20 protein-coding genes and 1 pseudogene are annotated in these 21,073 nt (G+C 56.2%); 14 read left to right on the plus strand and 7 right to left on the minus strand.

The window, feature by feature from the left end; all coding sequences use genetic code 11:
* Window positions 1-4 precede the first annotated feature (4 nt).
* From AC1RO5_RS13875 to AC1RO5_RS13925, 11 genes and pseudogenes are all read left to right on the plus strand, one after another.
* Window positions 5-1,135, plus strand: coding sequence for a DUF1972 domain-containing protein (locus AC1RO5_RS13875; protein ID WP_493175542.1), 1,131 nt, complete (start codon window positions 5-7; stop codon window positions 1,133-1,135).
* Window positions 1,132-2,199 carry a dTDP-glucose 4,6-dehydratase gene (gene rfbB, locus AC1RO5_RS13880; protein WP_493175544.1) on the plus strand — a complete coding sequence of 356 codons (1,068 nt, stop codon included), beginning with the start codon at window positions 1,132-1,134 and terminating at the stop codon, window positions 2,197-2,199. Before AC1RO5_RS13875 ends, rfbB begins: the two co-directional genes overlap by 4 nt.
* Window positions 2,200-2,243: 44 nt before the next feature.
* Window positions 2,244-3,122, plus strand: coding sequence for a glucose-1-phosphate thymidylyltransferase RfbA (gene rfbA / locus AC1RO5_RS13885; protein ID WP_493175545.1), 879 nt, complete (start codon window positions 2,244-2,246; stop codon window positions 3,120-3,122).
* Entirely contained in the window at window positions 3,119-3,658 is a 540-nt protein-coding gene (rfbC, locus tag AC1RO5_RS13890; protein WP_018928272.1) for a dTDP-4-dehydrorhamnose 3,5-epimerase, read from the plus strand. Before rfbA ends, rfbC begins: the two co-directional genes overlap by 4 nt.
* A 431-nt stretch (window positions 3,659-4,089) precedes the next feature.
* Window positions 4,090-4,371, plus strand: a complete 282-nt coding sequence (locus tag AC1RO5_RS13895; protein WP_493175547.1) for a hypothetical protein — start codon at window positions 4,090-4,092, stop codon at window positions 4,369-4,371.
* An 86-nt stretch (window positions 4,372-4,457) separates the two neighbouring features.
* Window positions 4,458-5,570, plus strand: coding sequence for a polysaccharide biosynthesis/export family protein (locus tag AC1RO5_RS13900; protein WP_493175549.1), 1,113 nt, complete (start codon window positions 4,458-4,460; stop codon window positions 5,568-5,570).
* 14 nt (window positions 5,571-5,584) lie between these two features.
* Window positions 5,585-6,244 (plus strand): YjbF family lipoprotein, encoded by a 660-nt coding sequence (locus AC1RO5_RS13905; RefSeq protein WP_493175551.1) that lies wholly within the window; start codon window positions 5,585-5,587, stop codon window positions 6,242-6,244.
* Window positions 6,241-7,008: a capsule biosynthesis GfcC family protein gene (locus AC1RO5_RS13910; RefSeq protein WP_493175553.1), complete on the plus strand. Its 768-nt coding sequence runs from the start codon at window positions 6,241-6,243 to the stop codon at window positions 7,006-7,008. The genes AC1RO5_RS13905 and AC1RO5_RS13910 overlap by 4 nt, the downstream gene beginning before the upstream one ends.
* Before the next feature lie 8 nt (window positions 7,009-7,016).
* Window positions 7,017-9,107: a YjbH domain-containing protein gene (locus AC1RO5_RS13915; RefSeq protein WP_493175555.1), complete on the plus strand. Its 2,091-nt coding sequence runs from the start codon at window positions 7,017-7,019 to the stop codon at window positions 9,105-9,107.
* Window positions 9,104-9,463 (plus strand): VanZ family protein, encoded by a 360-nt coding sequence (locus tag AC1RO5_RS13920; protein ID WP_493175557.1) that lies wholly within the window; start codon window positions 9,104-9,106, stop codon window positions 9,461-9,463. The genes AC1RO5_RS13915 and AC1RO5_RS13920 overlap by 4 nt, the downstream gene beginning before the upstream one ends.
* A 230-nt stretch (window positions 9,464-9,693) precedes the next feature.
* A pseudogene (locus AC1RO5_RS13925) lies at window positions 9,694-9,918 on the plus strand (VanZ family protein); the annotation flags it as partial.
* A gap of 413 nt (window positions 9,919-10,331) precedes the next feature.
* Here AC1RO5_RS13925 and AC1RO5_RS13930 read toward each other — a convergent pair.
* The 5 genes from AC1RO5_RS13930 to AC1RO5_RS13950 all read right to left on the minus strand — a co-directional run bounded on the left by AC1RO5_RS13930 (window position 10,332) and on the right by AC1RO5_RS13950 (window position 15,444).
* A complete protein-coding gene (locus AC1RO5_RS13930) occupies window positions 10,332-11,726 on the minus strand; it encodes an undecaprenyl-phosphate glucose phosphotransferase (protein ID WP_493175559.1) in 1,395 nt (464 codons plus the stop codon).
* A gap of 491 nt (window positions 11,727-12,217) precedes the next feature.
* Window positions 12,218-12,886 carry a winged helix-turn-helix domain-containing protein gene (locus tag AC1RO5_RS13935; RefSeq protein ID WP_007934179.1) on the minus strand — a complete coding sequence of 223 codons (669 nt, stop codon included), beginning with the start codon at window positions 12,884-12,886 and terminating at the stop codon, window positions 12,218-12,220.
* 38 nt (window positions 12,887-12,924) lie between these two features.
* Window positions 12,925-13,680, minus strand: coding sequence for an EAL domain-containing protein (locus tag AC1RO5_RS13940; RefSeq protein ID WP_493175563.1), 756 nt, complete (start codon window positions 13,678-13,680; stop codon window positions 12,925-12,927).
* Window positions 13,681-13,692: 12 nt separating this feature from the next.
* Entirely contained in the window at window positions 13,693-14,424 is a 732-nt protein-coding gene (locus tag AC1RO5_RS13945) for a winged helix-turn-helix domain-containing protein (RefSeq protein WP_493175565.1), read from the minus strand.
* Between the two features lie 606 nt (window positions 14,425-15,030).
* A complete protein-coding gene (locus AC1RO5_RS13950) occupies window positions 15,031-15,444 on the minus strand; it encodes a VOC family protein (RefSeq protein WP_493175567.1) in 414 nt (137 codons plus the stop codon).
* 248 nt (window positions 15,445-15,692) lie between these two features.
* Between AC1RO5_RS13950 and AC1RO5_RS13955 the strand changes: the two genes are divergently transcribed.
* A complete protein-coding gene (locus tag AC1RO5_RS13955) occupies window positions 15,693-17,504 on the plus strand; it encodes an ABC transporter ATP-binding protein (RefSeq protein WP_019581993.1) in 1,812 nt (603 codons plus the stop codon).
* Here the strand turns inward: AC1RO5_RS13955 and AC1RO5_RS13960 are convergent, their stop codons facing one another.
* On the minus strand, window positions 17,505-18,020 hold the full coding sequence (locus AC1RO5_RS13960) for a methylated-DNA--[protein]-cysteine S-methyltransferase (RefSeq protein WP_493175569.1): 516 nt from the start codon (window positions 18,018-18,020) through the stop codon (window positions 17,505-17,507).
* Window positions 18,021-18,172: 152 nt separating this feature from the next.
* Between AC1RO5_RS13960 and ggt the strand changes: the two genes are divergently transcribed.
* Both ggt and AC1RO5_RS13970 read left to right on the plus strand, forming a co-directional pair.
* Entirely contained in the window at window positions 18,173-19,900 is a 1,728-nt protein-coding gene (gene ggt / locus AC1RO5_RS13965) for a gamma-glutamyltransferase (protein WP_493175571.1), read from the plus strand.
* Window positions 19,901-20,152: 252 nt separating this feature from the next.
* On the plus strand, window positions 20,153-20,686 hold the full coding sequence (locus AC1RO5_RS13970) for a cysteine hydrolase family protein (RefSeq protein ID WP_493175572.1): 534 nt from the start codon (window positions 20,153-20,155) through the stop codon (window positions 20,684-20,686).
* A gap of 75 nt (window positions 20,687-20,761) precedes the next feature.
* Here the strand turns inward: AC1RO5_RS13970 and AC1RO5_RS13975 are convergent, their stop codons facing one another.
* Window positions 20,762-21,052, minus strand: coding sequence for a DUF3630 family protein (locus AC1RO5_RS13975; protein WP_493175574.1), 291 nt, complete (start codon window positions 21,050-21,052; stop codon window positions 20,762-20,764).
* Window positions 21,053-21,073 lie beyond the last annotated feature (21 nt).

The raw sequence follows: 21,073 nt of genomic DNA on the forward strand, positions 1-21,073 counted from the left end.
GTGTATGGGGGGTAATAAACAAATTCATATATTGGGTATACGAGGTATTCCAGCCCAGCATGGTGGATTCGAAACCTTCGCAGAGAAACTCGCACTTTACTTAACTAATAACGGTTGGAAGGTCGTCGTTTATTGCCAAGAAGAAGGCACAGGTGGGATCTCCACTACCGAATGGCGTGGCGTTAAACGAGTACATATCCCGTCCGCCAATACGGGGGTCGCTGGAACCATGATCTTCGACTGGAAAGCCACTATCCACGCATTGGGCCAGGATGGTCTTTTTTTGACCCTCGGTTACAACACAGCTGTCTTCAATATTCTTCAACGCATGAAGGGTCAAACAAATGTCATCAATATGGATGGCATCGAATGGAAGCGCGAAAAGTGGGGTTTGATTGCCAAAACCTGGTTTTGGCTAAATGAGCGGGCAGGGTGCTGGGTCGGTAACCACCTGGTGGCCGACCACCCGAAAATCAAGGATCACCTGGCCACCCGGGTCAATGATTCGAAGATCACCATGATCCCTTATGGCGGGGATCGGGTGAACGAGGCAGACCCGGCCGCCCTGGCCGCTTATGACCTGGAGCCCCATGGTTTTTCGGTGGTTATCGCCCGGCCGGAGCCGGAGAACTCCTTTCTGCAGGTCGTCAAGGCTTTCAGCAGCAAGCGCCGTAACCATAAGTTGGTGGTGCTGGGTAACTTCACGCCAGAGAAGAACGAGTACCACAAGCGGGTGATGGACGCGGCAGGCGAGGAAGTGATCTTCCCCGGCGCGATCTATGAGGCTGCGGTGGTTCGGGCGCTGCGGTTTTTCAGCCGCTTTTACATTCATGGCCATCAAGTAGGAGGCACCAACCCTTCGCTGGTGGAGGCATTGGGCGCCGGCTGCTCGGTGATTGCCCATAACAACCATTTCAATCGTTGGGTTGCCGGTGATGCAGCGGTGTACTTCGACGACGAGCACGACTGTGCGAAGTTGTTCGAGAAATACCTGCGCGACGACCACAACCATTTGATCGCGGCGATGAAGGCTGAAAGTACCCGCCGTTTCAACGAAAAGTTCACTTGGGAAAACATCCTTTCCCAGTACGAAAAATTACTGATCCAGTGGTATCCCAAGGAGTACAGCAAGTGACCCAACGTATTATCGTCACCGGCGGTGCTGGTTTTATCGGCTCCGCCGTCGTTCGCCATCTGATCGACAACACCGATGTAAGCGTGCTCAATATCGACAAGCTCACCTACGCCGGCAATACCGAGTCCCTGGCGTCGGTGGTTGGCAGCCCCCGGTATGAATTCCAGCAGGTGGATATCTGCGACACGGCGGCGCTGCACGAGCTGTTCGCGCGTTTCCGGCCCGATGCTGTGATGCACCTGGCGGCCGAGTCCCATGTGGACCGTTCCATCGATAGCCCGTCGGATTTCATCCAGACCAACATCGTCGGCACCTACAGCATGCTGGAGGCCAGCCGCCGCTACTGGTCAGGGCTGGCTGCGGAGCAGAAACAGGGCTTTCGCTTCCACCATATCTCCACCGATGAAGTTTATGGCGATCTGGAAGGCACCGACGACCTGTTCACCGAGACTACGCCCTACGAGCCGAGCTCGCCGTACTCGGCGTCCAAGGCCGGCTCCGACCATCTGGTGCGCGCTTGGCACCGCACGTATGGCCTGCCGGTGCTGGTCACCAACTGCTCGAACAACTACGGGCCCTTCCACTTCCCCGAGAAGTTGATCCCTCATGTGATTCTCAATGCCATCCACGGCAAGCCGTTGCCGGTGTATGGCGATGGCTCGCAGATCCGCGACTGGCTGTTTGTCGAGGACCATGCCCGAGCGCTGTTCGAAGTAGTGTCGCGCGGTATCGTGGGCGAAACCTACAACATCGGCGGGCACAACGAGAAGCGCAACCTGCAAGTGGTGGAAACCATCTGTGAGCTGCTCGATGAGTTGCGCCCCCGCGATGAAGGGCAGGGCTCTTACAAGGAGCTGATCACCTTCGTCACCGACCGCCCTGGGCATGATCGTCGTTACGCCATCGATGCAGGCAAGATCGAGCGTGAACTTGGTTGGCGACCACAGGAAACCTTTGAAAGCGGTATACGCAAAACGGTTCAGTGGTATCTGGACCATCAAGGTTGGTGGCAACGGATACTCAACGGCCAATACCGGTCCGAGCGTCTTGGCCACGTTGGCTGAAACATTCAAAACCTGCCTCTATTTAACTTCGAAGGGAATCCCCTATGAAAGGTATCATTCTGGCGGGAGGCTCCGGCACCCGCTTGCATCCCATTACCCGTGGTGTGTCCAAACAGCTGCTGCCGGTCTACGACAAGCCAATGATTTATTATCCGCTGTCGGTATTAATGCTGGCGGGCATTCGCGAGGTATTGATTATTTCCACGCCGCAGGACTTGCCCAACTTCCAGAATTTGCTGGGTGACGGTTCTTCTTTCGGCATTGAACTCAGCTATGCCGAGCAACCTTCTCCTGATGGTCTGGCGCAAGCCTTTCTGATCGGCGAGGAGTTCATCGGCGACAGCAATGTGGCGCTGATCCTGGGCGACAACATCTTCTACGGTTATGGCTTCAGCGCCTTGTTGCGCGAAGCGTCTCAACGACAAACCGGTGCCACCGTCTTTGGTTACCGGGTCAGCGACCCGGAGCGTTTTGGCGTTGTCGAGTTCGACGAGAGCGGCAAGGCGATCTCGATCGAGGAGAAGCCTGCACATCCGAAGTCCGACCATGCTGTCACTGGTTTGTATTTCTACGACAAAGACGTGGTGAGCATTGCCAAGCAAGTCAAACCGTCGGTACGCGGCGAGCTCGAAATCACTGACGTGAACAACGCTTATCTACAACGCGGGGATCTGCACGTCAGCGTGCTGGGGCGTGGTTTTGCCTGGCTGGACACCGGCACCCATGATTCGTTGATGGAGGCCGGGCATTTCGTCCAGACCATCGAAGCGCGGCAGGGCTTGAAAGTGGCCTGCCTTGAAGAAGTGGCCTATCACCAGGGTTGGTTGTCAGCTGCGGAACTGGATAAACAAGCCACCGCGTTACATAAAACCGGTTACGGACAATATCTGGCGCGCGTACTGACGATGGAGCCTTCGAAATGAATGTCATCAACACCCGGTTGCCCGGCGTACTGATTATCGAGCCCAAGGTGTTTGGCGATGCCCGTGGGTTCTTTCTCGAGAGTTATCACGAACAGCGTTATCGCGATGCCGGCATCGAGTTGCCTTTCGTCCAGGACAATCACTCACGCTCGCAGTATGGCGTACTGCGTGGTTTGCACTTCCAGCGGACCCGCCCCCAGGGCAAGTTGGTGCGGGTTACTCAAGGTGCGGTGTACGACGTGGTGGTGGACATCAATCCCGAATCGGCCACTTGCGGTGAACATGTAGGGGTCAAGTTGACCGCCGACAACCATCTGCAGCTATGGGTGCCGCCGGGTTATGCCCACGGCTTCTGCGTGCTCAGCGATACCGCCGATTTTCAATACAAATGCACCGATTTGTATTTCCCCGAGGATGAGGGTGGGCTGCTCTGGAATGACCCGGACCTGGGCATTACCTGGCCCATTGAATCGCCTCAACTCTCGGAAAAGGACTTGCGCAACCCACGCTTGCGCGCGGTGTTGAACGGGGAATGACGGGTTAATAATGGTCTATAGTTAACATTAACTATTTATGACCTGATGTTATTTAGGCTTGAATGTTCAGTCACAATAGAACCTTGCGGGACAAGACACCGGGAAAATCCTGACTAATAATAACAATAGGCGCGAGGAGTGAGTGATTTTCAATCGGGAGTTTGTGCCGAAAATGCCTTGTCATGTCGCAAACATCTTGGAAAATCACCTTTTTCCGTCAATAAGTCCTGCCCGGTGCAAGCGCTTTTGTCCATGACGTGATGAGGTTTGGCGTATGGCATGCACTCCCTATAAATGACATTCTCCAAAGGAGGCAATGTGCATGAACTGTCTCGTTAAATTTACGGGTGTCAGTTCATTCACCTGCTGTTCAATTCCCGGTCCCTTAGTATCAAATCTAATGCAGAGTTGATGTCGAGAAGGAGTCTGATATGAAGAAACTACTTACGGCCGGCTTGCTGGCTGTCATGAGCACTGCAACGTTGGCGGCGGATGAACCGCCGAGCAAAACGACAAGCGAAACGGCTAGCGAAGAAGTGAGCGAGCCATTGTCCATGAATACCCCGCTGGTCGGGGGAGTGACGGTCGCCGAAACCGTGGTGATTGGCGCGGCCATTGTCGGCGCTGCGGCGGCCGCTTCAAACTCTGGAGGCAGTTCCAATGGCGGTACCTCTGGAACGGGTGGCACAACCGGTACGACGGGTACCAACTAAACCCAAAGAAGTATGTTGTTCAAGATCACTCAGAGCTTTCTGGGTGATCTTGTTTTAGATTTGCCCTCGACTAGCGTAGTGCCCTTATGATCCGTAGATTATCTGTTGTTATGCTGGCAAGTATCAGCTTGCACGGCTGTATGTTTTCGCCTGGTCAACATATGGACACCAGTCAAATGGTCAGTGACGGCTCTCCGGAAAGTAGCCGGGTGGAGCTTATTCCCATCACGCCTAAACTGATTGCCATGGATGCGGCCACGCAAGTTCGCGAATCCGTTCCCCCAGCGTTGTTGTCCTACGTTCCAGGCGGTTATCGCGTGGGTGCCAACGACCTGCTATTTATCACGGTCTGGGATCACCCCGAGTTGACGGCGCCTTCGGGGCCGCAACAGCAAATCGATGCCAACGGGCGTCTGGTTCGTCCGGACGGCACGTTGTTTTATCCCTACATCGGTAATATCCCGGCCGCCGGTAAAACCATCGAAGAGTTGCGAGCCTTTATTGCCGAGCGCTTGTCGCAATTTGTCGAAAGCCCCCAGGTCGACGTCAGCGTATTGCGCTTCGCCAGCCAGACCGTGGTGATTTCCGGTGCGGTGCTCAAAGCTGGGCAGCAGCCGATCACTACCACGCCGCTGAGCGTGGTGGAGGCCGTTGGCGCGGCCGGTGTGGACCCCTCGAACGCAGACCTGTCAGGCCTGACGCTGACCCGGGACGGGCGCGAATACAAGCTGGATCTGGACACCCTCAATCGCCAGGACTCACAGCTGCAAGGCGTTTACCTCAAGGGCGGTGACCGGCTGTACTTGCCCTATAACGACCAAAAGCGGATCTATGTCATGGGTGAGGTCAACGCGCCTCGCGCGCTGAGCTTCAAAGGCAAATCGATCAACCTGACCGATGCGCTGGGCACAGTGGGGGGCTTGAACCAGACCACCTCCAACGGCAATGCGGTGTACGTGATTCGTGGCGCCGACCACCTGGAAACCGAACCGGCCAAGGTGTTCCAGCTCGATGCCGAATCCCCTTCGGCCCTGGTACTGGCCACCCGTTTCGATTTGCAACCGCAAGACATCGTCTATGTCGGCCCGGCCGGCGTGACGCGCTGGAACCGTCTGATCAGCCAGCTTCTGCCTACGGCCACTATCCTGGGGACCGGTGCCAGCTCACTTAACGATCTCAGCGAAGCCAACAGCAGATAAGGCTCAATCCCGCCGTGAAAACTTTGCCTACCTGCGCCGGTCTGACGATGGCGCTCTTGTTGTGCGGGTGTAACCCGTTGATGAAGGCCTCCTGGGACACCCTTGAGACATCCGTCGCGGGGCCTGCCTCCATCAATTTGACCCGTGCTCAGGTCGACGCCGTGCCGTATCCGCAGATTCTGGTCACCACCCCCTCCAGTGAGGGCGTGATGGCCATGGCTCGTCGGCGGGGCGACCTGCAATTCTGGGTCGCTTCTGGCAAGCAAGTGCTGATGATGCGCGACGGCCTGGTGGTGCGTACTGTCGGGCTGGGCGTTTCCCTGGATGGCACTCGCTTCAATGAAGAATCGCCCTTCAAGCGCGGCCTTCAGCATTTGCCCGATGGCTATACCAGCACGCGTTGGATCGACATCTATAACGGCAACCGAATCGGTATCGCGGTCAACAGCCGTTTCAGCCCTCGCGGTATCGAGACCATCAGTATTCTGGACAAGGATTACGCCTTGCTGCGCATCGACGAGCAGGTGGATGCACCCACCCTGAATTTCCGCGCCACCAACCGCTATTGGGTCGACCCCCAGGACGGTTTCATCCTGCGCAGCGAGCAGCATCTGACGCCGCAACTGTTTCTGAAAATCGTGCAGGTACGCCGTGATCGGGGAGCTGCCCGGTGAAGTGTTCAAACCTTTTCTTGCTTGGCCTGCTGTTGATCGGCCCGGGCGTGGGCCTGGCGGCCGTCACGGTCAGCGGTGACGTGCGCAGCCCCGGCCAATTCGAAATCAAGCCCGGTGCGCGCTTGCTGGATGTCATTCGTAACGCCCAACCCAATGCCGAAAGTTACTGGCTGGGCGCGGCGTGGCTGCACCGTTCATTAGTGGACAAGCAGACGCGGTTGAAGGCGGGTGTCCTGTTCGATCTGAAACTGCTGCAACGGGGGGCCTTGCTCGATGGCAAAAACACACGAGCAGAATTGAGTGCGCGCCTATATGAGCAGGTCGCGCAACTGCCGGTCACCGGACGTCAGGTCGCGGTGCTCGATCCGATCGCTGTGGAAACGGGGTTCGCCCGCAACGCGCTGCTGGATGATGGCGATCATCTGATTTACCCCCAGCGGCCGTCCACCGTGGACGTTTTCGGGGCGGTCGCGCAGCCCTGTCAGGTGCCTTACCGAGCCCTGCAGGAAGTGCGTGCCTATGCCCGTGACTGCGCCATTCTTGGCGACGCCGAGGGTGATTATTTGTGGCTGATCCAGCCCGACGGCCAGGTTCGGCGCGTGGGCGTGGCGGCATGGAATCGTGAGGACGGCATCGTTGTGGCGCCCGGCAGCAAGATCGTGGTGCCGATCAGGAGCGACGATCTCGAGACGCCGACCCCTGAGCTCAATCAACAACTGGCCGAGTTTCTCGCCACTCAACCGCTGGCTGAGGTGGCCCCTTGAAGTGCCCGTTGAAGTTACGTTTTGCTGCTGCATTGCTCCTGCCCTGCGGATTGGCTCACGGTGAGCCGCGCTACACCCAGAGTGATTTTGGTGGCGTCGGTCTGTTACAGACCCCTACCGCGCGCATGGCGCCCGCGGGGGAGTTGAGCGCCACGGCCAGTCGTACCGATCCTTACTCGCGCTACAGTTTTTCCTTGCAGCCGCTTGATTGGCTGGAGGGCTCGTTTCGTTACACTGCGATCACCAACCGCAATTACGGCCCCGAGGATTTTAGCGGCAACCAGAGCTTTAAAGACAAGGCCATCGACTTGAAAGCGCGGCTTTGGGAAGAAACTCACTGGGCGCCGCAAGTCGCTATCGGCGCCCGGGACATCGGCGGTACCGGGCTGTTTTCCAGCGAATATTTCGTCGCCAACAAGCGTTATGGCGACTTGGATTTCAGCCTCGGCATTGCTTGGGGTTATCTGGGTAATCGTGGGGATTTCAGTAACCCGCTATCGGTGTTGGGCAGCCAATTCAATGACCGGCCGCAGAGCACGGCGGCTGTGGCCAGGGCAGGGGACGTGAACACCAACGCTTACTTCAGGGGCCACCCTTCGTTGTTTGGCGGGATTGCCTATCAGACGCCCTGGGAGCCACTGAGCCTGAAGATTGAGTACGAGGGCAACGATTACAAGAATGAGCCATTGAACAACCCGCTCAAGCAAGACCTGCCGATCAACTTCGGTGTGGTCTATAAGCTGGCCGACAGCGTCGACCTGAGCGCCGGTTGGGAGCGTGGCAATACGGCGATGTTCGGCATCACCCTGCACACCAACTTTGTCAGCCGCAAGGCACCGGCCAAGACCTATGATCCTCCCGCCGAACGGCTACCCGCGCAGGCACCTTCGACTCCGCCCGATCAAGTCAACTGGGCCGATGTCTCCAACCGGCTGCAGCAAAATGCCGGCTACAAGGTCAAACGGATCACCCAACGCGGTTCGGAGTTGATGGTGTATGGCGAGCAATCTCGCTATTTTTATTCGGCCAAGGCCGTCGGGCGAGCCAGCCGGATTCTTGATAACAGCGTCAATCAGGACATCGATTGGTTCACCCTGGTGAACCAGCGTTATGACATGTCTATCGAAGAAACCAGCGTGCCGCGGGAAACCTTCCGCGCGGTGGTGAACAACGACCAACCGCTGAAGGATCTGCACCGTACGACCGAGGTCAATCCGGCGACTGCACACCGGGAAACCACGCTCTATACCCAGGCGCTGGAGCCATTCAGCTATGGTTTGGGCCTGGGCTACAAACAGAACATCGGCGGCCCCGACGGTTTGCTCTATCAGTTCACTGCCGATGCCGACGCGGAGTACCGTTTTACCCGCAACACCTGGTGGAGCGGTCTGCTCAGCGCCAACCTGCTGAACAACTACGACAAGTTCACCTACGACGCACCGAGCGGGTTGCCGCGAGTGCGCACCGATTTGCGTCAATACCTGACCACCTCCGATGTGACGATGCCGACGTTCCAGTTCAATCACGCGGCGCAGCTGGATCGGGACTGGTATGGCATGGTCTATGGCGGCTATCTGGAATCCATGTATGCCGGGGTCGGCAGCGAAGTGCTGTATCGACGCACGGGGAAGCGCTGGTCATTGGGCGCCGATCTGAATTTTGTGCGCCAGCGGGATTTTGATCAGGGCTTTGGCCTGCGCGATTACCAGACCATAACGGGTCATGTCACCAGCTATACTGAATTGCCCAATGACATGCTTGCAGCGGTCAGCGTCGGGCGTTATCTGGCACGGGACTGGGGCACCACCGTCGACTTGTCGCGGGAGTTCAAGAACGGCGTGAAGTTTGGCGGCTGGGTCACCCTGACCACTGCGTCGAAGGCGGAATATGGCGAGGGCAGCTTTGACAAAGGCATCTACATTTCCATCCCTTTCGACGAGATGATGAGTACCTCCACCATGCGCCGGGCCAATATCGTCTGGGCACCACTGACTCGCGATGGTGGTGCGCGCCTGAACCGTGCCTACTCATTGCAGACCATGACCGACGGGCGTGACAGCAGCCTGTTCTACAACAACTTCGAGAAAATTACCGAATGATCACATGGCTCAAAGGCTTGATCGAATTGCCGTTCTGGCTCAGGGGCCTGGCCTTTGCCTTGGTGACGGCGATTCTGCTGTTCGCGGGATTGCGCTCTCAGCCAATCCCCGAGTTTTTCGCCGAAGAGGACAAGATCCATCACTGGATAGGCTTTCTGGTGTTTGCATGCAGTTGCCGTCTGGCTTTCCCCAATGTGAAGTTCGTCTGGACAGCCTTGGGGTGTTTGCTCACCGGCGTACTCATTGAGCTTGCGCAAGGTTTGATGCCGCTGCGCACGGCTTCGCCCTACGACATGCTGGCAAATAGTATCGGCGTGTTGATGGGGTTATTGATTTCAAGGTACTGGGTACGCTGAAAAGACGTTAGGCACCTGGCAGTTCGTCGGCATGTTGTAACCGTTGATCCTCGCTATATCCCCCTCCAGCAACACCTCTCTTGCCACTCCATCCGGCATATGTTCCGTAATGCAATCTGTAGCAGCTGCCGAGCCTGCGAGGCTGCGTTCGGCTGCGCAGCAGTCGTGAATCCGGCTGACGCGATCTACCTGATGCACCGCAAGTTCTGGCTGGACGACTGCTGCGCAGTCGAACGCAGCACTGGATACGCTTTCTGGTGTTTGCGTGCAGTTGCCGTCTGGCTTTCCCCAATGTGAAGTTTGTCTGGACAGCCTTGGGGTGTTTGCTCACCGGTGTACTCATTGAGCTTGCGCAAGGTTTGATGCCGCTGCGCACGGCTTCGCCCTACGACATGCTGGCAAATAGTATCGGCGTGTTGATGGGGTTATTGATTTCAAGGTACTGGGTACGCTGAAAAGACGTTAGGCGCCTGGCAGTTCGTCGGCCTGTTGTAACCGTTGATCCTCGCTATATCCCCCTCCAGCAACACCTCTCTTGCCACTCCATCCGGCATATGTTCCGTAATGCAATCTGTAGCAGCTGTCGAGCCTGCGAGGCTGCGTTCGGCTGCGCAGCAGTCGTCAAACCAGAACTTGCGGTGCATCAGGCAAATCACGTCAGCCGGATTCACGACTGCTGCGCAGACGAACGCAGCCTCGCAGGCTCGGCAGCTGCTACAGGCGAACGCAGCCGTCGGCAGCTGCTACAAAACAGAGGGCGAATGGGGTGAGGCGGGGAGAGAGGATCGGGCAGTCAGAGATCTGACTGCCCGGACTGCGGCTCTGTTAGCCACAAGCTGAAGAACAGGCGGGGGGCGAATCGCAGCGATTAATAGATGTCCTTGGAAAAAAGCGTGAAGGGCGTCTTGATCAGGATCTTGATGTCGAGCCACAACGACCAGTTGTTGATGTAGTTGAGGTCGATCTCCACGCGCTTTTGCATCTTGTCGAGGGTCTCGGTTTCGCCACGGCAGCCACTGATCTGGGCCAGCCCGGTGATGCCCGGTTTGATTCGATGACGGGCCATGTAGGCCTGGATCTTGCCGGTGTAGTAGTCGTTATGGGCAATCGCATGCGGCCGCGGCCCGACCAGCGCCATATGGCCTTGCAGTACGTTGAAGAACTGCGGCAGTTCATCGATGGACGTGCGTCGAATGAAACGGCCAACCGGGGTAATGCGTGGGTCTTCACGGCCGGCCTGGCGGACTTGATGGTCGTCGTGCAGGCGCATGGAGCGGAACTTCCAGACCTTGATGATCTTGCCATTCCAGCCGTGACGCTCCTGTTTGAAGATGATCGGGCCTGGGGAAGAAATCTTCACCGCTACGGCAATCAGCAGAAGCAGCGGACTGAAGGCGATCAGCGCCAGGGCGGCGAGACCTCTGTCCAGCAGGGTCTTGCTCAGTGCTGCCGTCGGGTAACTGGTCAGCGGGCTTTCATTGAGGTGGATGGCGGGCAGGCCATCCAGCTCGCTGACGGAGTGATTGAGCAAGGTCATGCTGCCCAGGTCGGGAACCCAGACCACATCCACATTCGAATCGAGAAGGTCGATATACAGTGCTTCGACCTGTTTGGCTTCGCTCAAGGGCAGCGCGATGTACAACCGCCGGACATCGTGCACCCGGATCAGCTCGCGCAGTTCCTGCAGCTGGCCCACGATCCGGTGGGTATTGACGTTGGTCGACAGCTCGTTGGGTTTTGAGCTGATCAGGCCGACCAACGGTGGAAACTCGGTTTTGGCCAGTTTGTCCGCCAGATTCACCGCCAATTGGTCGGTGCCGATGATCAGGGTGTTGTATTGGCTGTGCAGTTGCCGGTGGTAGTGCCTGGAAAAACTGTGCAGAGGCAGGTACAGCAATGCCTGCACGCAATAACCTGCCACAGCCCAGACCATGATGATTTCCCGGGAGAACAATTCGCTGGTCTTGCTGAGAAAGCCAATGCTGGTCATCCCGGCCAGCAGCAGCAGCCACCCCAGCAGCAGTCGACCCAGCCCGGAGAGGTATCCATGTTGCTTGTGATAGACCAGCAGCAGGGAGTAAGAAGGGACCGAGCCCAGAAAAGTCAGCACTGCAAGCACGCGATAATGAGCTTCGATTTCTCCTGTCTGGTACAACGCCAGAGCAAATAACAACGCATTGACCGAAGTGATGGCAATTATCCATTGCCCCCAGAAGGTCAGTCCTTTGGATATGCTGTTCCGATTAATACGATTATGTACCATCGCGGTGTCCCTCGGGCGTGCGCCACGTTGTGTATCAGTCGACGGTTAATAAATGGCAGCCGCGCGCAAAGGCTGAGCGAGCGCAGTTCGGTCAGAAGTTATTTTTATTATTGGAAGGGAATAACGCGGGCTATGGCTGGCCATCCAAATGTTGTTTTCAGTCAGCTGATACGGTTGTCTCAGTGTCCGGTTTTTATACTAGTACCTTAATCTTTGTGGGTGTCTGACGAATTATAACGGACACCACTTCCAGTGCCCCTGTTATAAAAAGTCGTGCTCTTTTATTAGGGGGGGATCGCTAAATCGTCTATATAATTGCAGCATTCCGATAAGCGCTTGCCCGCCATGGGGAGGAACCCGGGCAGGAACTATGGAGAGAAAGATGTGCGAGGGATAGGCGGCGGGAAGTACAAGGCGAGGTGGTTAGGCAGTCAAGCGGTATCGGGTGGGGCAGGAAATCGCATTTATTGTTATTGTTTTTGCGATCTCGCTTAGTAAGCGATTCTTATCCTTTGTGCCAGGCAATAACCCCGGTTTCTGACCGAGCGAATCAGGCGTTCCCCGTTGGCGGCAGTTTTGAATTTTTTCTGCAACCGGCTCAAGCACATTTCAAGGCCGCTGTAATTCTCCGGGTCTTTATCGATGCGTAGAATAAGGTCGTTCTTGCTGAGTACCCGTCGATCACTGATGACCAGTTGGGTGAGCATTAACGATTCGGTGCCAGTCAATGGGATGGTTATATCTTCCTTGATTAATGTTCTGTCGTCGGCATTAAACCACCAGATGTCGGGGTTACCTTGCGACTCTTTAACCCGGCTGACTGCAGAGATGAACTCTTCGTCTGCCACCGGTTTCTTGAGAAAGCCATCAACCCCGAAGTGCGAGAAGTGATGGAGTTCTGAATGCTCCGAGTTGGGAGTTATGAGTATGATTTCCGCATCTTTTTGATTCTTGCGGATAAAGCTGACATCGCTCAGCGAGATATCGGCCTGGTCGAGCAGGATGTGTGTGAATCGACTCTTTCGGATGCGTTCGCTGCTGAGTTTGCCAGATTCGATTTCAAAAGATAAATACAGGCGTTGTGCGAGAAGCGATTCTATTGCTTGTCGTGCCAGTTGATCTCGGGTGAAAATTAGAAAGCTGTTGTTTGACGTATTCACAATAAGGCTCCTTCCTAGTTTGGTGAAATTTTTAAAGCTTAAATAACCTCAGTCGGCGAGTAGTACCTCCCCTGGAAAAAATCGAAAGGCATGCTGCGGGCCAGTGTGTGCAGTGCTTTGTGCTCGACCCGGTCCGCAATGAACTTGATCTTGCTGTCATGGATCATGCTGCTCAGGCAGTCGTAAGACCTGTTGAAAAAGTCCTGACTGTTATCGACCATGATGTCGAAATTGGATCGGGTCAGGTCCACTTTTATGTAATCGAACAGCTTCGGGCTGATCAGTTTTTCAGCGCTGTCATCGCTTAAGTCATAGCCATCGAAAGCGATTTCGACCCCGTTGTCTTTCAATAAATGAATGTGATTGATAATGGTTCTTTTTTCTTTGATGTTGAACGAATGTAACGAACTGCCATTAATACTGGGGATTAACTGTTGTTCATGCTTCTTGAGTGTCGTTTGAGCGTCGTTCAGTTCCCTGATGAACGCCTTATCCAACAACGCGGATTGGTGCATGGTCACGAACAGTTTATTGGGTGTCTGTACGGATGGGGAGGGTGTGGCCTCGATCTGTGAAAGGGCATTTAATTGGATCCGCATCAGCACTTCACGATAAATCGCCAGTGGGTGATCGGGATGCAATGGCTGATACCCCTTGTTCAGAGGTGTCTGCTGTTTGGTCGCTTTGGCATAAATCTCACTGCCGAACAATTCATCGTTTCGCTTGAGAATTGATTGCCTGAAGAAAACCAATGCGAAATTATCTTGCACGGTATATTGCCTGCTGGACTCCATCGTTTAGTCCCTTTAAGAATGAAAGTTTGCTTGCTTTACCGAAACGACCCCTCGAAGCAATCGATAGCCATAACCGCGAACACTATGAATAATGTTAATGCCGAAGTGCTTTTTGATTTTGTTTCGAAGGCGGCTTATGGATTTCTCCAGAACACGTGAGTCATAGAGCTTGATATTCAAACCCATGGATTCGGCCATGCAATCATGGTGCAGGATATTACCTTCTGCATTAATAAGCGCATCCAGGGCTTTCATTTCCTGATAAGCCAGATCCAGTTTGAACTCATCGTTGTATAAGTGCAGGCATGTTTGGTCCAGGGTCAACTTGATGGTGGGCTGCCATTCAGGTGTTTCGAGCAACTCTGAAATTAACCTGGCTTTTTCATCCTGGTCGTTAGGTACATTGATACAGTGATCGGCACCGGCCAGGTAACATTCAATTTTTGTTTGCGGAGCACGAAAATTGATTGCAACGATAATGGACAGTTCTGTTGGGCTCGTACGTAATTTCTTAATGAGCGCCAGGCAGTCATTAAGAATGGAAGGGCTTTCAATATCGATTAGTACGGCATCGTGGGCTTGAGCTTCGCTATCTGGGTTTAACGGGTTTGTGTAATCTAATGTATATATATGCGTGAGATTGGGTACAAATAACTGCCGAAGTTTCTCTGCCGAGCGCCAAGTGCGCCCAATAGCGAGAATACCCCTCTGGCTATTTTCGGTTTTGCTCTCAGTACTCATCATGCAAATTACTCATATGTGCTGGCGTTGCAATCTTAATACACAAAATACTGGAGTTATCTGACTTTTTATAACATTTTGAGCTTGTCAACAGGTGCCGTTCCATCGTCAGTAGTTTCAGTTGATTCAATGACATAGCCGACTGTGGCGGCTTTAGCCAATTTGATTTTCTGATATCCGATTTAGTTGGTGAGCGCTTTTGCGTCGGACTAGGCCCTCTAGGTTGACTTTTCTATGATCAACACTGAAGCGTGGCTGATCCGCGGATCGGGCTACAGAACGAGGCATCACTGAGAAGTCTTGCGTATAAATTGTGCGAAAGTCCGCATTTTTGATATCTGGAGTTGATTTATAAGGATATTCCACGGTGTTCTATGGCAGTTTAGGTGCGCGCTCGAAAGGCGCCAGTTCAACTGTCGCCTCTTTTTAGGGCAAATGAGAGCGGGGGGTATATTAATTGACTCCTTTTGCATTATATTCGTAATATTTTATGTCAAGAGCTGATTTTGTGAACGGTGTAGTTATTCCGTCCGGTTATTGAATTCAAAAAGCCAGGGATGATATTAGATGGCCATTATACTTAAGTATTAGTCTGAGGGGGAGAGCCGGTCATTGGTCTTTTTCGCAATTAATCATCCATGACACGCCAAACCGATCGACCAGCATCCCGAAGCGTGCCGCCCAGAACGTCGTCTCCAATGGCATTTGAATACTCCCGCCTTGCGCCAATGCCGCAAACACTCGCTCTGCCTCAACCACACTGTCGACATTCAATGACACCGAACAACCGCTCATGCCGGCGCTGGGGTGATCGGGTGTGGTGTCCGACCCCATGATCGACTGATCCCCGACCAACAGGCGCGTATGAATGATCAGGTTGTGGCAGTCCGCTGGCACATGGTCGCGAGCTGGAGTTTCGCCGAAGGTCATCATGACTTCGATCTGGCCAGGCAGGCTTTGGGCGTAGAAGTTGAAGGCATCCTGGCAGTCGCCGTTGAAGATCAGGTAGGGGTTGATTTTCATGTTCTGCTCCCGGTGATGGAGTGGGGCACATTGGTTGGACGTTCAGGTTCGTCTGCCAATCCCGATAGGCATTGACTCCTCATAGCAAAGCGCTAAAACGTGGTGAGCGACGATACTTTTTTTGGATGTTTTTACTATGGGCGAGGCGAGGCTTATCGCCTCATATCCACGTAAAGTGGGCGTCGCTCATTCCACATACCGTATGACGTGCCGCGCCCCTTTACATCCGCCACCGAGTCCATCGCCCTATGCCTGTCCTTACCCGTTTCGCCTCTTTGCTCGACCAGGCGAGGCGTGCCTTGCTGCTGGTCTGGGGAACGTCCCGCGGGCTGTTTCTGGGGTTGGTGCTGGCGACGCTGATCGCTGGTGTGCTGCCGGCACTGGCAGCCTGGTTGGGGCAGCGGATTGTCGACGCGGTCGTTACCGCGATGCAGTTGCACGCGCAACAGGGCAGCGCGCCATTGTGGCCGGTCGTGCGCTATGTGCTGTTTGAAGCGGGCGTGCTTGCGTTGCTGTCCGGGACGCAGCGCGCACTGTCGGTGCAGCAGTCGTTGTTGCGAGTGCAGTTGGGGCAGAAGGTCAACACGATGATTCTGGAGAAGGCCCAGACGTTATCGTTGGTGCAGTTCGAGAATTCCGAGTTCTACGACAAGCTGGTTCGGGTGCGGCGCGAGGCATCGACCCGGCCATTGGCGCTGGTGATGAAGTCGCTGGGGCTGATCCAGAACCTGATCGTGTTGATCAGCTTTGGCGTGTTGCTGGTGCATTTTTCGCCCTGGGCGCTGGTGCTGCTGGTGGTCGGGGCGTTGCCGGTGTTCTTCGCCGAAGCGCACTTTTCCGGGGATGCCTTTCGGCTGTTCACGCGCCGGGCACCGGAGAGTCGGCAGCAGAACTACATCGAGACACTGCTCTCCCATGAGGGCTACATCAAAGAGGTGAAGCTGTTCGGCTTCGCGCCGCTGTTGTTGCAGCGTTATCGGGACACGTTTGCTCGTCTCTACGCCGAAGACCGGCGTCTGACGTTGCGTCGCGATGGCTGGGGATTTGTGCTGGGACTGCTGGGCACCGCGGCGTTTTATCTGGCCTATGCGTGGGTCGTGGTCGATACCGTTCACGGCAGCATCAGCCTCGGGCAAATGACCATGTATCTGGTGCTGTTCAAGCAGGGGCAGACGGCGGTGAGCAGCAGCTTGAGCGCGATCAGCGGTCTCTATGAGGATGGTCTGTACTTGTCGAGCCTCTATGAGTATTTGGCTGAGCCGGTGGTGGCCGATGCCGGAAGCCTTACCGTGGGTGCGGTGCCCGGTGATGGGTTGCGTTTCGAGAGTGTCGGTTTCCGTTATCCGGGGGCGAGCCGCGCTGCTTTGCAGGGCATCGATCTACATCTGTTGCCCGGACACAGTGTCGCGCTGGTGGGAGAAAACGGCTCGGGCAAAACCACGCTGATCAAGTTGCTGACTCGGCTGTATCGTCCCGATCAGGGCCGTATTCTGCTGGACGGCAGCGATTTGCAGGCCTGGGAAGAAGAGGCGCTGAGACGGCGCATCGGTGTGATCTTCCAGGATTACATTCGCTACCAGTTCTCCGTCGGCGAGAACATCGGTGTGGGCGACACCCTGGCGTTCAACGATGAAACCCGTTGGCAGCAAGCAGCCGCCGAAGGGATGGCAGCGCCCTTCATCGAGCGTCTGGATCGCGGTTACGCCACGCAGTTGGGGCGGTGGTTTGCCGGTGGGCAGGAGCTGTCCGGTGGGCAATGGCAAAAGATCGCCTTGTCTCGCGCTTACATGCGCCGCGACGCCGATATCCTGATTCTGGATGAACCGACCTCGGCCCTGGACCCGGCGGCGGAAGCGGCGGTTTTCGAGCATTTCAGTCAACACACCGAAGGGCGCATGACGTTGCTGATTTCTCACCGTTTCTCCAGCGTGCGCAATGCCGACCACATCATCGTGCTGGATCAGGGGGCGATCCTTGAGCGGGGCGATCACGACAGCCTGGTCGCGGCGGGTGGGCGCTATGCGCAGTTGTTCAACGTGCAGGCTCGTGGTTATCGATAATCAGAACAAATCCCCCATCCTGCCGGCCCCCGACCATTCACACCCCTCCAGCGTCAGCAACCGCTCTTTCGCCTCAAGCCCCCCGGCAAACCCCGTCAATTTCCCCGACGCACCGATCACCCGATGACACGGCGCGACAATCGATATCGGATTTTTGCCGTTGGCCGCGCCAACCGCCCGAACCGCGCTGGGATTGCCGATCTGTCGGGCTATTTCGCTGTAGCTGCGCGTCTCGCCAAACGGAATCGTCAGCAACGCCTGCCACACCTGCTTCTGAAAATCCGTCCCGGCAAAATCCAGCTCAAGCTCGAAATGATTACGCGTGCCGGCAAAGTATTCCTGCAACTGCTGTGAGGCGCGCATCAGGATCGGGTTGTCCGCTGCTTCACTCATCGGCCCCAGTCTTACCCGGCCGGGTTTGTCGTTTTCCCAGAGGATGGCCGCCAGACGCGAGTCTTTCGCGACCAGCTTCAACTCGCCGACCGGCGACGCCAGGGTGGTGAAGGTGTAGGTCATGCCGGCGGACTCCGCACACGTGCTGAACAGGGGCCCAGCATACTGCCTCGCCGGGGAGGCGCAATACGCAATTGCAGCCATACTTGCCAACTGCTTTTGAACCGTTCCCTCTGTTTTTGCACAGAGCCTAAAAACAAAAAAGAGACCGACCCATGAAGTTTGAACCTTTTTCCAAATCGCTCATGGCGACCTCATTGGCGCTGAGCTGCCTGATGGCTCATGCGGCCTCCGTTGCCCCGGTCTCGGCCGAAAACGGCATGGTCGTCACCGCCCAGCATCTGGCCAGCCATGTCGGCGTCGATGTTCTCAAGAATGGCGGCAACGCCGTCGATGCTGCCGTTGCGGTGGGTTACGCGCTGGCGGTGGTGTACCCCGCGGCAGGCAACCTGGGCGGCGGCGGTTTCATGACGATTCAATTGGCGGACGGGCGCAAGACCTTCCTCGACTTCCGTGAAAAAGCCCCGCTGGCCGCCACGGCCGACATGTACCTCGACAAGCAGGGCAACGTCATCCCTGATCTCAGCACCCGTGGCCACCTGGCCGTTGGCGTGCCGGGCACTGTGTCTGGCATGGAGCTGGCGCTGAAGAAATATGGCACCAAACCCCGTAAGGAAGTGATCGCGCCGGCGATCAAACTTGCCGAAGATGGTTTTGTGCTGGAGCAGGGCGATGTCGATTTGCTGGAGTACGCCACAGACGTCTTCAAGAAAGACATGCGCGACTCGGGCTCGATCTTCCTGAGCAATGGCGAGCCGATGCAGGTCGGCCAGAAACTCGTACAAAAAGACCTGAGCAAAACCCTGCGGGAAATTTCCGAGAAGGGCGCCGACGGTTTCTATAAAGGCTGGGTGGCCGACGCCATCGTCACCTCCAGCCAGGCCAACAAGGGCATCATCACTCAGGTCGACCTCGACAAATACCAAACCCGCGAACTGGCACCCATCGAGTGCGACTACCGCGGCTACCACGTGGTCTCGGCGCCGCCGCCAAGCTCCGGCGGGGTGGTGATCTGCGAGATCATGAACATCCTCGACGGCTACCCGATGAAAGAACTGGGCTACCGCTCGGCTCAGGCCATGCATTACCAGATCGAAGCGATGCGCCATGCGTATGTGGACCGCAACAGCTACCTCGGCGACCCGGACTTCGTGAAAAATCCGATCGCCCATTTGCTGGATAAAAACTACGCGACCAAAATCCGCGCTGCCATCGATCCGCAAAAGGCCGGCGTGTCCCGCGAGCTCAAACCCGGCGTGGCGCCCCACGAAGGCAGCAACACCACCCATTACTCGATCGTCGACAAATGGGGTAACGCGGTGTCGGTGACCTACACCCTCAACGACTGGTTCGGCGCCGGGGTGATGGCGAGCAAAACCGGAGTCATCCTCAACGACGAAATGGACGACTTCACCTCGAAAATCGGCGTGCCGAACATGTACGGCCTGGTGCAGGGCGAAGCCAACGCCATCGCCCCCGGCAAGGCGCCGCTGTCGTCCATGAGCCCGACCATCGTCACCAAGGATGGCAAAGTCGTCATGGTCGTCGGCACGCCCGGTGGCAGCCGTATCATCACCGCGACCCTGCTGACCATCCTTAACGTGATCGACTACGGCATGAACATCCAGGAAGCGGTGGATGCGCCGCGTTTCCACCAGCAATGGCTGCCGGAAGAAACCAACCTGGAGAACTTCGCCACCAGTCCGGACACCAGGAAGATGCTCGAAAGTTGGGGGCACAAGTTTGCTGGCCCGCAGGACCCCAACCACATTGCGGCTATTCTGGTAGGTGCGCCTTCGCTGGAAGGCAAACCCGTGGGCAAGAACCGCTTCTATGGGGCGAACGACCCACGGCGTAATACCGGGTTGTCGCTCGGTTACTGAAACAGGCGATCATCGGCCACCCCGACTCCCTGGGTGGCCTCGATCCCGGGTAGCAGCTGCCGAGCCCGCGAGGCTGCGTTCGGCTGCGTAGCAGTCGTAAAGTCGGTTAGCCCGTTCATTCGGGCAAACCGCATTCGCTGATATGGCGAGCGCTGCGCGCTCGAACGCAGCCTCGCAAGCTCGACAGCTGCTACACAGGCTAGAAGGGAGTTGAAATCCATCGTTCCAGCGACCTCTCTAAGGAAGGAAGCCATGAGCACCGCACTCCTGATCATCGATGTCCAACGCGCGCTGTGCACCGGCGAGTATGAATGCTTCGACATCCAGCGCGTCATCGAAACCATCAACGGCCTCGGCACCAAAGCCCGAGCCGCCAATATTGCGGTCATCCTGATCCAGCACGAAGAAGAGGGCGACCTGCTGCAATACGACACCGAAGGCTGGCAACTGGCCGACGGCCTGAAGACGTCACCCCAAGACCTGCGCGTGCGCAAAACCACCCCGGATTCGTTCTACCAGACTCACCTGCATGAACATCTGCAAGAGCGGGACGTCGATCGCCTGATCATCTGCGGCCTGCAAACCGATTACTGCGTCAACGCCACGGTCCGTGAGGCTTTATCGCGAGGCTATGACGTAGTGCTGGCGGCCGACGCCCATACCACGATCGACAATGGCACGATGAGCGCCGAAGACATCATCACTGAACACAACAAGGATCTGGCGCATCTGACCGGTTCCGTGGCGCGGATCGATGTCGTGCCGGCCAGCGAAATCAATATCTGAAAGCATCGGTGATTCCTGGATGTATTTCCCTCTCGTTTCAAATAAAACGGGCGCCGATCAGGCGCCCGTTATCGTTCAATCCGTCTGCAACCGCCGCACCACCGCCTGAAAACGCTCCGACGCAATCCAGTCCGGATCCGCGTCCTCCACCAGCAGCATGATCCCCAGGTAGTGTTCCAGATGCAGCGTAATCGTCTGCCCCTCGACGGCCAGGTCCCAATAACGCTGGTCCAACCCATTGATCTGTGCCGTCCAGGTCCCGCCCAGCTCTCGTGCCAATTCACTGGCGATGCGATTGAACAAATCCCGGTCGGAGGTCTCCGAGAGATAAATTTCCCGTAGTGGCGGGGACGATGGATGAGTCATATTCAGACCTCGTTGGCACTG

The sequence above is a fragment of the Pseudomonas sp. GW822-FHT02G04 genome (assembly GCF_058802085.1).